Genomic DNA, 13,691 nt, shown 5'->3' on the forward strand with positions numbered 1-13,691 from the left:
TCTTAAGGCTAATTGTAGCAAGCCAACACTTTTAATGATACCAATAATTACGAAAAACTTACCAAATCGTATGTTCAACATACAAGATATTCGTTTATATACGATTTTTACGCTCCTAAAACTGAAAGTCTTTCATAAAAGATCACAAATTAGCATTAAATTGTTAGAATTTTAACTTCAACAACAGATTTCACTGTCAGGGCATTTAAACACTTGTCACTCGCGGCGGCGCAAAATTTACCCATAAAAAAACGCGTAAATTACGCGTTTTTATTGGTATTTAAACTTAACAAACAGGATTAGTCACCCATCATGCCTGCTTTATATGCATGACGACCCGTTTTTCAGAAATAGGATAAGCTGTACCAAGTACCTGCGCAAAGCAAGACACTCGGTATTCTTCTATCATCCAGCGGGCTTCAAGCAGTGCTTCTGGCACTGGTTGAGTTTTAGGTACCTTGGCTAATTGCGCTGAAAGTAAGTCCTGAAGTTTACTAATGCTCACCATATGTAAGCGATCACGGGTTGGGTCAACAGGCAGCTTTTCAAGGCGATTCTCTATCGCTTTAAGGTAACGGCCGACATCAGCGAGCCGTTTCCAACCGCAATGCTCAACAAAACCTCTAAACACTAACTTATCAAGCTGGTTGTTGATGTCACTCATCGCAAAGGCAATATCTAAGCTGATCTTGCCTTTTAAGCGTTTTTTGATGCGTTGATAGATAGTCAGCACTTGCTCCACTTGCAGTGAGATTTGTTCAGCATAGCCATTAAGCTCTTGTCTAACCCAATCTTTAGCTTGCTCAAATTGCTGTTCATTGCGCACATCTAATTGTTTTTCATCAAGTAGTTGCTGCACTGATGCCGAAATTATATCGTCAATTAACAACTGTACTTGTCCAAACGGATTAAAATACATCGCAAGCTTGGCTTTGTTAGGCAATGCTTTTTGTAAATGCTTAACCGGTGACGGAATGTTAATCAGCAATAAGCGTCTTAAACCTGCTCTATGATAACGCTCTGCCTCAAATTCATCATCAAACAGTTTAATCGACACCTGACTTTTCTCGTCAATTAGCGCTGGATATGCTTTAACTTCATAGTTGCCCCTGCGTTTTTGATATTGCTTAGGTAAGTCGCCAAATGACCAAGTAGTAATATCTTTCTTTTCAATGCCATCTTCAGCGACATTGCGAATGGCTTTAGCCACCACACCTTGCAGTTTATCTTTCAAGGCATCGAGATCTTTACCTTGATCTACCAAGCGATGTTTATCATCTTCAATTTTAAAATTCATTGTCAAATGCGCGCTTAACTGGCTTAAATCAAAATCATCAGCGCTAATACGGGTCCCTGTCATTCTTAATAACTGTTTGCACATAGAATCAAGCATTGGCATTGCAAACGGCTCCATCGCTTGTACACAAGCTCGGCCATAATCAGGTGCGGGTACAAAATTACGACGCAGGGTTTTAGGTAATGATTTAATCAGCGCCACTACTTTTTCTTCGCGTAACCCCGGCACTAACCAATCAAAGTCTGCAGTATCAATTTGGTTAATTAACGCCACAGGAATATGAATAGACACGCCATCATCAACCGCCGCGGGCTCAAAGTGATAACTCACTTTTAAGCCCAAGTTGGCTTTATGCCAAATCTCAGGAAAATCCAATGCTGAAACATGGTCAGCACTGCGCTGCATTAACAGCTCTTGGTTAAAATCAAGTAACTCAGGTGAGGCTTTACGGGCTTCTTTCCACCATTTAAAAAATAGTGGCGCGTTATAAATCCCTTGCGGAATTATCGGTTCGTAAAAATCCACCAGCACTTGTTCATCAACTAAAATATCGCGGCGACGTGATTTGTGCTCTAGGGATTCAATATCATTAAGTAGCTGCTGGTTTTTAACAAAAAACGGTTCTTTGGTTTGTAACTGCCCTTCTGCTAATGCGCTGCGAATAAATATCTCCCGCGCTTCCACAGGTTCTATCGGGCCATATTGCACTCGGCGGCGATTAACCACGGTTAAGCCGTAAAGCACTTGGTTTTCAAAAGCGATAACACTGGCGGGTTTGGCTTCAAAGTGCGGCTCGATATGATTTTTCTTAATCAAATGCGCAGCAAGAGGCTCTAACCATTCAGGCTGAATTTTGGCGCAGCAGCGAGCAAATAAACGCGAGGTTTCAGTTAGCTCTGCTGCCATGATCCACTTAGGGCCTTTTTTAGCCAGTGGTGACCCCGGGAACACAAAAAACTTACGGTTACGGGCACCAAGGTACTCGTTATTGGCATCTTTAAAACCAATATGACTCAACAAACCTGACAATAAGGCTTTATGCAGGTTGTCATAACTTGCAGGGGTATCATTTAAACGCCACTTTAAGTCATGCACGGCTTGTTTAAGCTGGGTGTATAAATCTTGCCATTCACGTACCCGTAAATAGGCTAAATATTCTTCACGGCACTGCTTTCTAAATTGGCTTGCCGATAACTCGTTTTTTTGATCTTTAATGTAATTCCACAAATTAACCCAACTGGCAAAGTCAGAGTCTTTATCGGTATAACGTATGTGACACTCGTCCGCCGCTTGCTTCTTATCTATGGGTCTTTCGCGTGGGTCTTGAATCGACAAACCAGCAGCAATAACCATCACTTCATGTAGACAATTCATATCTTTTGCTTCAAGCACCATACGGGCTAAGCGAGGATCTAACGGGATTTTAGCGAGATTTCGACCCAAGTTTGTCAGCACCAGATCTTTGCGCTGCTTTTTAACCGCCTGTAGCTCTTCAAGCAATAAGAAACCATCACGGATGTGTTTCTCTTCTGGCGGCTGAATAAACGGGAATCCAGCGATATCGCCTAAACCAATGGCTAACATCTGCAAAATAACCGATGCTAAGTTAGTACGCAGGATTTCAGGGTCGGTAAATTCCGGACGCTGCATAAAATCCATTTCATCGTATAAACGAATACAAATACCCGCCGCAACACGACCACAACGACCTTGGCGCTGATTAGCACTGGCTTGTGATATTGGTTCAATCGGTAAACGCTGCACCTTTGTGCGGTAACTGTAGCGGCTAATACGCGCTGTGCCGGGATCAATAACATAGCGAATCCCAGGTACCGTTAATGATGTTTCAGCGACATTGGTTGCCAATACAATTCTGCGGCCTACATGACTTTTAAAGACTTTTGATTGCTCGCCATAGGATAAACGCGCATATAGCGGCAGCACTTCTGTATCGCGATAGTTTTGCTTACGCAGCATTTCGGTGGTATCACGAATTTCTCGCTCACCGTTCATGAAAATCAAGATATCACCAGGGCCTTCTGCCATTAACTCATCAACAGCAGAAAAAATACCGTCACTGACATCTAGGTCTGCATCGGTATCACGGACTAATGGCCTGTAGCGAGTCTCAACCGGGAAAGTACGTCCAGATACTTCAATGACAGGGGCTTGATTGAAATGCTTCGAGAAGCGCTCAACATCAATGGTTGCTGAGGTAATAATAACTTTTAAATCAGGACGCTTTTTAAGCACTTGTTTTAAGTAGCCTAAAATGAAATCGATATTGAGGCTACGCTCATGAGCTTCATCAATGATGATGGCATCGTATTGATTCAAGAACTTATCAGAGGTCAATTCCGCTAATAAAATACCGTCGGTCATTAGCTTGATGTAACTATCTGGACTAATGGCATCAGCAAAACGGACTTTAAAGCCAACAACCTCGCCTAGCGGGCTGTTTATCTCTTCAGCGACGCGATTTGCCACACTTCTTGCGGCTAATCGTCTTGGCTGGGTATGACCAATTAAGCCACGGGTACCAAGGCCTAACTCTAAACAAATTTTTGGTAACTGAGTGGTTTTACCTGAGCCGGTTTCACCCGCCACTATCACCACCTGGTTATTGGCAATGGCAGAGGCAATATCATGACGTTTTTGCGATACAGGTAGCGAGTCAGGGTAACTCACTTTAGGAATGTTATTAAGCCTATATTGGGCTTTATCAAACGCTTTAACGGCTTGCTCTGATAACTTAGCCAGGAGTTGATCTTTCTTTTCAGATTGCGGCTCTTTTTTTAACTGAAACAACCGACGACGAATTTTAGCCGCATCGGTTTGATAACATGAGTTTAGGTATGCTTTAGAGAGCGGGTGTTGATCTGAATTCAAATCTAATTCCTAGCAAGTATTTCAAAAATGCGATCCTAGCAAGGAACTAGACTGAATGGTATTAGTTTAGACTTTTCCTGCCTATGCTGGGGTTAAATAACATTGCTGCATGTACAAATTCATCGCACTTAGTACATTGGTTCGGTTAATGGTGCCAATCACTTTACCGCCTTCTACTACCGGATAAATTTTAGGTTTCGCCCCCAGCATTTGCTCTGCAAGTTGTAAAATACTGCCATCGGGCGATGCGGTTAGTACCTCTGTTTGCATGCAATCTTTCACAGTTTCTGTCATATCGCAGTGATAACTACTTTTAAGCATTACCGACATACAATCTTGCTGAGATAAAAAGCCTACCAATGCGCCGCTATTATCAATAACGGCGGCGCCCGCTTTTTTGTTGCTTAATAAATGCTCCACAGCTGTAGCCAGTGACATATCGGCTTTTAACAGTACGGGTTGTCGATCCATATAATCAGATATTTTTATTGAATCCATAATATTTACCCCTTAAATCGTTTTTATGCGCTTACGCTTGACCGAACCACTGAAGCTTAATTCATTAAATTCAACAGGCTAAAATGAGATCGTCAGTGACTGCTATTTGTCGGTTCACTTATTTAGTGTAGTCAAATTTAACAACATTCGTTGATTGAATAAGTCGATTGCGGTAACAGGAATTTGTGTTTGTGAATACATGGGGGAGTTTAGTTTACGTTTTGTCCGCTTGAGAAGTTAGTTAAAACTCATATTTAGATAGACACGTTTGGTCACTTTGATTCGCTACCCCCTTTGGCCAGTTAATCGCAAATGGATAGTCGCAAATGGATAATCGCTAAACCACTGAATGACGACTAGATTCAATAGGAGTTAGAAAGGGTCTAGCTGAATCATATAAAATGACTATGTAAGCCATGTATAATCCGTTGGTTAAATGACCAAGCCTAAAGGGTGTTGTTTATCTTTAAGTAATAACTGTTTAAATTCATCAGCGGTTACCGCTTTACTAAACAGATACCCTTGACCAAATTCACATTTCATATCGGCTAAATATTTCGCTTGATATGGCTCTTCTATTCCCTCAGCGATCACTTTTAAATTTAGTGCATTTGCCATTGCGAATATTGCTGTCACTAATGACCGATTAGCTGCATTCGTTTGCAAACCATCCATAAATGCTTTGTCTATTTTAAGTTTTGAAAATGGAAATTTTTGTAAGTAACTTAATGATGAATACCCCACACCAAAATCATCAATAGACAGACCGATGCCAAGTTTATCAACCTTATTAAGCATATTAAGTAAGTCTTTATTATGATCGATCAAGAGACTTTCTGTAATTTCAATGGTCAATTTATCTGCAGGGAGTTGACTCTCATTTAAGGCTGTTTCAATTTTTTCGAGGAGAGCATTACAATACCTAAATTGCACACTAGAAAAATTAACCGCTATATTTATTGGGGTAATTTCTTGCCATTCTGCCGTATTATAGCAAGCTTGCAAAAGTGCCAATTCACCAAGTTGATGGATCAAACCGTTTTTTTCTGCCAACGGTATAAATATATCAGGTGCAACAAAGCCTAACTCGTTATCATGCCATCGCATAAGGGCTTCTGCTGCGACAATTTTGCCACTTTTTAGCTCAATAATCGGTTGATAGTACATCTCAATGTCATTATTGTTAATGGCTAAGCGTAAACGCTTGTCTAATAAAACACTCTGCTGTAAAGACTCATTTAAACTTGAGTCATAAAAACTAAAGTCATTCCGGCCAGAGTCTTTCACACGATACAAGGCCATATCTGCATTTTTCAGCAATGTTTCAGGGTCATATCCATCCATTGGATACATAGACATGCCAATGCTCGCCGTTATAAAAAATTCAAAGTCATTTACGATAAATGGTTCATCAAAAATACTAAGAATTTTAGTTGCCAGATCTGTTGCTCTACCTATATTCATTTGAGACTGAGCAATGAGTAAAAATTCATCACCTCCCAACCGGGCAACCATATCCGTTTCATACACGGTATCAAGTAGGCGACGACTTGCCATTTTAAGGATATCGTCTCCAGCTGCATGGCCTAGTGTGTCATTAATTTTCTTAAAGTTATCTAAATCAATAAACATGACTAATATTTCAGTGTTGTTTATTTGTGATTGCTGAATAGTTTGACTTAAGTATGTATGACTAACATTCCTATTTACCAAGCCGGTAAGTTCGTCATGGGTTGCTTGATAAGCGAGTTGACTTTCCGACTGTTTACGCCTTTTTATTTCACGTTCTAACAAAACATTTTGCTGACTTAATTTATCTTGCTCTTCAACCGAAACATTAATTTGAGTGCGTAAAATGGTATTACTCTTATCAATTTTCAATAAGTAATAAAGACCAAATAACAAGGGGATAGCAAGAAAAGAAAGGATTAAAGTGAAATTAGAAGAAGTAAGAATATCTTGATCAAAAATAGGTTCAAACCAACTCTCTAAATACAAATCAACACCTGCAATTTCATTATCAATTGCAATGTTATTGGCTAATTCAGGCTTTAAAGTGAGATTATTTTTATTGTCAGATGAAATAGAGTCCCAGATGAGTAATGATTTACCATTAGGGGCTGTCAGCTGCAAACGACTATGACGGTCAGCAGTATTTTGTAATTTAAGTTGATTGATGACCAAGTGTAAATTAAGGTCAGCAACAAATACTCCAACAGGTTTTCTTTGATGAAAAACGGTTTTATGTAACTGTATTTTTAATCCGTTGGAACCTTCTACTACAAAAATCTCACTTTGTTGTTCTAGGCTTTTTTCCTTTGAAATGTTCGCCTTATCAAAAAATAAATCAGTATGAGTATCTGCGATTGCATTGCCAGACAAATCAATTAACACCACACGATTGAATATTTTATGCTCATCTAATTGACTATTTACAACAAAAGAACCTAACTGCCTTTGTAAATTAGTTAAACTTGAACCAAGCCCATACTCCATAGACATACCGGAATGGAGATTAGCAAAAAAAGTACTAACCGTTTTATCATCTTCTAAATCAATGACATATTGTTGACTCACTGAAAGAATAAACTCAATGGTTTTTACATATTGACTGACCTCAAGCTGCAATACGTTAACCTGAGATTTTTGGAGTTTACTCTGCCCAAAATGAGTGACAGTAAGAATTAACCCAAGATACGCAATCAGAATAGCGGCACCAATTATGATGATACTTTTAGTACTAAAAAACTTTATCACTTTCATCAGCTATTAATCTAACGTTTCAAAAAATTGAGGATAAAAATAGAAGACATCGGGATAATATTTTTTTACTAACTTTATGTAACTGCCGTCAACTAATGTTGTTTTAAAATAAGTATTAAATGCTTTTCGTAATTCAGGTGAATTTTTACGGAATGCGACAGCCATACGCTGCTCTTCAGATATTGGGCCAATGACTTTTATTTCGCCCGACCACTTTTGCAGTGCAATCAGTGTATCTGGTACATCAAGCAAGGTACTTTCAGCATCTTGATTTAGAATAGCGGGAACCATTTCATTTAGCTTGCGCGCCTTTACTGGCAAGATAATATTGGCCCCTGTTTGCGCCATATTATATAAATCTGGATCTAAGCAAGATTGCTTCATTGCCAAAACATCTCTTCCCAAAAGCTTTGATTTTACCGTTTGAATATCAGTAGTAATCGAACCACTAGGCTTAATTGGCTGTAAGCTAGAATCTGTCCGCGCGACTAGCCATACTGCCGATGGAAAATACACTTCGGAAAAATCGACAAGTTGAGTCCTCCAATCAAGAATGGTATATCCATTAGAAATAACATCGCCTTGTATTGCTTCTTTTGATCCTAACTGAATATTTTTGTCTACAAAGATTGCATTTTGGCCATTAATTTTACCAATTAGGTTGCTCCAAGATGCTTCAACAAATTGATATTCAACATCTAAATATTCTGCAAAGCCTTGCATAAGCTCCACATCGAGACCTGTTAGGACTGTTTTCTCGTTTTGTGGGTATTGAATGACAAAGTTTGCATAGGGAACGCCAATATGCCTGAGCACCCCTGATTCCTTAACCTCTTGAAGATCATACGCAAGAGACTGAGGACTAAAAATAACAATACAAAACAACCATAATGTATTTAATAAGTTTATATGGCTTCTTTTATTTAACATTTTACTTCCAACTAATTTAAACTACCCACTTAATACAAATAGATACTCACCACATCAATATAGACGATATTCATCTTGTTATCTTTGATAACAATGTCACTTCAAATGACATTATGGTTCATCAGTCAATTATTTTCTGTTCCCGGAGTAACAAAAACTTATTTTAGCTTCATGCTTTCTTGACAAAAAATATTAATTTAGGCTCATTTAAAATTAATTAAATAACTTAAAAACAGAAGGTTACTTAGGATGTATACAGACAGGAGATAAAAAGCTAATACAAGATATTCAAAATAAAATTTATCAGAGATTTGATTAGCACATCATTATAAAGGGCTTTGCTTCCCGAAATGGAAAGCTCGATGATTATGCTCGAGGCTAGCCAAAGCTGTACTTAATTGTTCTTGCTTTAATCTAATCCATTACCTATCTCAGCTAATGTTTAGAGTTTAGGGTCGATGTTTAGAATTTAACATGCCCCGCTTACATAAATGTGAGCTGAACTCATCGACGTTACAACATGTCCGAGCAACATTTTCGTTGAGGGTAGAGTCACGACATCGATGAATAAAGCCCTGTTCTTTTATGTGCTTTCTGCCTATGCCCGGCGCTTTTTAAACGCATGTAAACCAGCACTTAGAATAGTTTTGAACACCACACCAAGGGCACTTAATTTGGGGTCGGCTTTTTTACCTGCGGCGATACGCCACATTTGGTGTTCATACCACACCAGTCCAACCATGCCTATTTTGTCTAGCGCAGGTTTGCCAGTAGTTGGAACAGTTAGCGGCATGCCATAGTTTGGATTTTCAATTAACTTATTGGGAAAATCAGGGTCTACCGCCATAGTTCGTGCAATGCCAATAAAGTCTGTAGCCGAAGTATTTAGTGTAGTCAAATTTAACAACATCAGCAGATTGAATAATTAGATTGCTGTAATAGGGCTTTTAAATTAATTGGCAATAGCATGGAGCAGTTAATGGATCAGGTCAATTAAGCGCTGAGTTAAGCGATGGCAGGCTATAACAGTCATAGCATGAATTGCTGATATAGAGACTTCATATAAAAATCACAGCGACTTTAATTACTGCGTTGCATTTTTGCCACATTAACCCAGCAAGGCACAAGGTAGGACTAGCCAATGACTTTACCGTCCCATTCGTTATCATTTGAAGTAAAGACGATTTGAGGTGAAAACACTGTTCGATTTTTTCCTAATTTCTTAGCTTCATACATCAAATCATCTGCAACTTTTATTAAACCTTCTGCATTTTCTGCATCTGTTGGGAATTTGGCTACCCCAATACTGCATGACAGATTAAAAGTAGTTTGTTCGTATGTAATTGTTTCACTGTTGAGTTCATGAATTTTGCGAGCTAAAGTTTGGATGCCTAAACTATCATTTTCGGTCACCAATATTAAAAATTCATCACCGCCATATCGTGCAATACAATCTGATTTTCGACATGAAAGCTGTAAGCGACTCGCTATCTCTTTTAAAATAGCATCGCCACATGGGTGACCATAGGTGTCATTAATGCCTTTAAACCTATCTACATCAATAAAGAATAAATAAGCATGGCTCCCGCTACGCTGAGCAAGGTTGAGTGTATATCTTGACTGCTGTAAAAAGCTGTTACGGTTGCATAATCCGGTTAAATTATCAGTTTGGGCAAGCTTGGTTGTTTCCGCTTCTAATTCTTTTATTCGGGTGATATCTCGGCTAATCCCAAACATGCCTATTATTTCGTTAGAATCATTAAAAATCGGGGTTTTGCTGGTGCTTATCCAGCACAGCTTCCCATGTTGATCAAAATAAGTTTCTTGCAATGAATCAATAACTTTACCCGCTAATATGTCTTTATCAACCTGTCGATAATGAGCGGCATGCTCCTCATCAAAAAGATCAAAGTCTGATTTTCCGATAATATCTTCAAGGTTTTTTATTTGCAGAAGATCCAGAAAAGGTCTGCTGGCATAGGTAAATCGAAAATCACTGTCTTTAAAATAAATAAAATCTGAGCTGCTTTCTAAAAAGAAAAGAAAATAGTCATTCCCTGACATTTTATTGTGTTTACCTATCATTATTAGCTTAATCCTTTAGTTAAATATAAGCTATAAAACGTCGAAGCAAGATGTCTTCTCAGCCTTTATCCATTTTAAACAAAGCTCGAATTATCACAATTCAAGCTATGATCCATACCAATCAAAGATTTAAAAATAACATTAACACCTAGATTAGGAATTGCAACTTTAGCTGCAGTTTGTTGAATCGTATCAAGGCAGTTTAATACTACGCTAAGTTAAATATAGTAGCGATGGCCAACTAACTTAAAGCAAGTTGATAGAATTGCTTTAAGTGACTGCACTAAACTCTTTTAAGGCTAAAAGAGCCAACTCGGCCTTAGCTGATGGAACAAAGATATGATCGTGATAATAAGCCGCAATGACGTTAGCACTAATACCATAAGCCGTTAATTTGGCAGATACCGCCGCGGTTAACCCTACAGCTTCAAGACTTGAATGCACTGTTAAGGTTATTTGGCGAAATGAGCCTTCAAACCCTAAACCTGCTTGTTGGGCGGCAGTTTTTTCCAACACTAACGTTAATCCTTCTGCTTCACAAAATGTGGCGACAGGATTAAGGGAAATATAATCAACTAACGTACCTGAAACCTTACAGAACACAAATTCTGCTGGCAGCAGTTGTGGCTCCATCGACTTTAATAGTGCATTTAATTCTGTAATACCTGACATGATGACCGCTCTATTGCTGACACGCTATTATTAAACCTAAAGCTTGGCATAAATCGCTATATCACGGGGCAAGTTAATACTTACTTATTACTGCGGTTTTTAAACATGTTTTTTAGTTTTAATTTTAATGGTTTTAGCTTCATTAGATAATCACGAATAGTGTCAGTTTTTGCAAGAAAAGCATATTCTTGTTCAGTTAATTGTTGCGGCTGATAAGTTCGTATTAAACGATATAAATGGTAATGACTGACCTTTTTGGCAATCAACCAAATTGGCGACCATTCAAAGCTTCGAAATGTAATTCTTTCGAAATCAACCATGCCCAGGTTCTCATCACTGTCTGCTAATAAATCTCGCACAGGCATTGCATGGCGCGCGACACCTTGAGCGAGCATATTGGCAACCATTTCCCGTAACAGGATAATTTGTTTCACTGATAAGGTTTCTGGTGCAGTACCTTTTAAACGACTCATGGTCAGCGTGGTATTTTCATCGTCGAAATGAAGTAGTTTTGGGAAATTATCGAGCCCGATTAATCGTTGTAAGGCTATTTTTTCTCTGAAGTAGCGCTTCTTGTAATCCTTCACCTTTTTGAATGTTTTAATGACAGAGCTAGCCTCAATCACAACGTTCATTTTTGCCGTCTCGTAAACACCATCTTTAACCACTTTCATAACTAGCCTTAATAATACTTAATCTTAAAGAAATTCCTAAATACTACATATCGTCTTTGCATTACTGGCTAACAGCGCCGTTTAGGTATTTGTAGCCTTTTGACTTCAAATCACAACTTGCGTGTATTCATTCAAATTCAATGTAAAAAATGACTTTCCCATTAATCGCCTACCTTCAATATTCATTTACTTAGCTTGTGTCTCACAACCTATGTTTAGTGTTGTGCTTAGCTAGCTTGTTATTGAGGCTGGTACATAATCATAATTCAGTATAACTATACGGTTTTGTGTATCTAACTCACGGATAATTTGAGGCTTAGCTCATATAAACTCGACTTTTATACTTATGTACAACAGCCATAAAGCAGTAACAAAACAAGCTGTAAACTTTGCAACAAAAACACAAAGCAACGACCATTTTATTTCAAAAATAGAATTATTAACTATAGTCCAACAACAGCTAACGAGTTACCATCAATCACTTTCTATTTGCACTATAGAAACTTTAATCGCTTACCGCTGACTCACGCTTATGTAATACCTATTAGCATTGATCTTGCTAATACAATTCACCACAAGCTCAACATTTGAATAACCCTATTAAGATAAAGGGAATATTTGCCCGCCTCAAGTGATTAATAATCAAGCACAATCACATTAAACAGTTTTAAACAGTTTTAAACAAGGCTTAAAAGAAAAAAGGCACCAAGTGAATACTTGATGCCTTTTTAGCTAGTGCTTAATACTTGTATTAAAAAACGCACTAAAGGGCTTACTTATCTCGCCAAATCATCACTTGGGCTTGTTCACCCTTTTTACGGGTCGCACGGTACATACCTTCGGTATTAAATGGTGTGGCAATATTGCCGCGATGATCAATAGCGATAACCCCGCCGGTGCCACCCGCAGTGATAAGGCGCTGATTAATCACTTCATCGGCAGATTGAATAATGGATTTACCTTGGTATTTCACTTTGGCGCAAATATCCCCAGCCACATGGTAGCGAATAAAATATTCACCATGGCCAGTTGCTGATACTGCACAGACACCGTTTTCAGCATAAGTGCCTGCGCCAATAACGGGTGCGTCACCAATACGACCATAACGCTTATTGGTCATGCCTCCTGTTGATGTACCCGCACTAATATTGCCACTTTTATCCAGAGCTACCGCGCCCACTGTGCCCACTTTAAATTCGACATCGAGTGCATTATGGGAAGCGATATAGTCTTTATTATCTAATTTTGCTTGCTCCATTTTAGCTTTAGCCCGTTGCAATGATTCATAGCGGTGTTGAGTATTAAAAGTCTCATTGGCAACCAGCGGCACCCCTTGGGTTAAGGCAAACTCTTCAGCGCCTTCGCCATAGAGCATCACATGTACTGATTTATCCATCACCAAACGCGCCAAATCAATGGGATTTTTAACGTGCTTAACCCCCGATACAGCGCCTGCATTCATGGTTTTTCCATCCATAATAGAGGCGTCCATTTCATGCTGTTCATTGTGGGTATAAACCGCCCCTTTGCCTGCATTAAAGTATGGCGAATCCTCTAAAACATTAATAGCTTGAGTTACTGCTTCAAGGCTTGAACCGCCCTTTTCTAACACCACATAACCCGTATCAACGGCCTCTTTTAATTTAGCGCGATAGGCTTGTTCTTGCTCAGGAGTAAAACTACTGGGATTTATCGTGCCTGCTCCGCCATGGATCGCAATGGCAAACGGCTTGTCATTGGCAACACTGCCAAAAGACGAAACCAGCAAGGTGATACATGACAACATGGTTAATTTATTCATTGTTATTCTCATATTTATCAAGGGGCTTACAGTCTAAGTTATAGCCCTAAATTATACTCTAAGTGAATTGATTCTATGGGAA

General features: G+C 38.8%; 9 protein-coding genes. All 9 read right to left on the minus strand.

What is annotated here, in order from left to right; translation table 11 throughout:
• Positions 1-310: 310 nt before the first annotated feature.
• Positions 311-4,186, minus strand: a complete 3,876-nt coding sequence (gene hrpA / locus Q4557_RS05700; RefSeq protein WP_303411282.1) for an ATP-dependent RNA helicase HrpA — start codon at positions 4,184-4,186, stop codon at positions 311-313.
• 81 nt (positions 4,187-4,267) lie between these two features.
• Entirely contained in the window at positions 4,268-4,684 is a 417-nt protein-coding gene (locus Q4557_RS05705; protein ID WP_076539977.1) for a CBS domain-containing protein, read from the minus strand.
• Between the two features lie 432 nt (positions 4,685-5,116).
• The gene (locus Q4557_RS05710; protein ID WP_102439882.1) at positions 5,117-7,447 is read right to left on the minus strand and encodes a bifunctional diguanylate cyclase/phosphodiesterase; all 2,331 of its coding nucleotides are present in this window, start codon (positions 7,445-7,447) and stop codon (positions 5,117-5,119) included.
• A 6-nt stretch (positions 7,448-7,453) separates the two neighbouring features.
• The gene (locus tag Q4557_RS05715; protein ID WP_102439883.1) at positions 7,454-8,377 is read right to left on the minus strand and encodes a transporter substrate-binding domain-containing protein; all 924 of its coding nucleotides are present in this window, start codon (positions 8,375-8,377) and stop codon (positions 7,454-7,456) included.
• A gap of 598 nt (positions 8,378-8,975) precedes the next feature.
• On the minus strand, positions 8,976-9,275 hold the full coding sequence (locus tag Q4557_RS05720) for a hypothetical protein (protein WP_303411286.1): 300 nt from the start codon (positions 9,273-9,275) through the stop codon (positions 8,976-8,978).
• A 236-nt stretch (positions 9,276-9,511) separates the two neighbouring features.
• Positions 9,512-10,462: a GGDEF domain-containing protein gene (locus Q4557_RS05725; RefSeq protein ID WP_303411288.1), complete on the minus strand. Its 951-nt coding sequence runs from the start codon at positions 10,460-10,462 to the stop codon at positions 9,512-9,514.
• A 270-nt stretch (positions 10,463-10,732) separates the two neighbouring features.
• Complete coding sequence (locus tag Q4557_RS05730; protein WP_303411290.1) at positions 10,733-11,134, minus strand: ACT domain-containing protein; 402 nt, start codon at positions 11,132-11,134, stop codon at positions 10,733-10,735.
• 80 nt (positions 11,135-11,214) lie between these two features.
• On the minus strand, positions 11,215-11,808 hold the full coding sequence (locus Q4557_RS05735) for a hypothetical protein (protein ID WP_102439886.1): 594 nt from the start codon (positions 11,806-11,808) through the stop codon (positions 11,215-11,217).
• A gap of 772 nt (positions 11,809-12,580) precedes the next feature.
• Complete coding sequence (locus Q4557_RS05740) at positions 12,581-13,621, minus strand: isoaspartyl peptidase/L-asparaginase family protein (protein ID WP_102520246.1); 1,041 nt, start codon at positions 13,619-13,621, stop codon at positions 12,581-12,583.
• Between the last annotated feature and the right edge of the window lie 70 nt (positions 13,622-13,691).

Source organism: Shewanella sp. 5_MG-2023, from assembly GCF_030547465.1.
Taxonomy (GTDB): domain Bacteria; phylum Pseudomonadota; class Gammaproteobacteria; order Enterobacterales; family Shewanellaceae; genus Shewanella.

Bases quoted from the DNA above. Each gene is read 5' to 3' on its own strand.
- Q4557_RS05705 (WP_076539977.1), bottom strand. From the start codon at position 4,684: ATGGATTCAATAAAAATATCTGATTATATGGATCGACAACCCGTACTG.
- Q4557_RS05725 (WP_303411288.1), bottom strand. From the start codon at position 10,462: ATGATAGGTAAACACAATAAAATGTCAGGGAATGACTATTTTCTTTTC.
- Q4557_RS05710 (WP_102439882.1), bottom strand. From the start codon at position 7,447: ATGAAAGTGATAAAGTTTTTTAGTACTAAAAGTATCATCATAATTGGT.
- Q4557_RS05735 (WP_102439886.1), bottom strand. From the start codon at position 11,808: ATGAAAGTGGTTAAAGATGGTGTTTACGAGACGGCAAAAATGAACGTT.
- Q4557_RS05715 (WP_102439883.1), bottom strand. From the start codon at position 8,377: ATGTTAAATAAAAGAAGCCATATAAACTTATTAAATACATTATGGTTG.
- Q4557_RS05730 (WP_303411290.1), bottom strand. From the start codon at position 11,134: ATGTCAGGTATTACAGAATTAAATGCACTATTAAAGTCGATGGAGCCA.
- Q4557_RS05740 (WP_102520246.1), bottom strand. From the start codon at position 13,621: ATGAGAATAACAATGAATAAATTAACCATGTTGTCATGTATCACCTTG.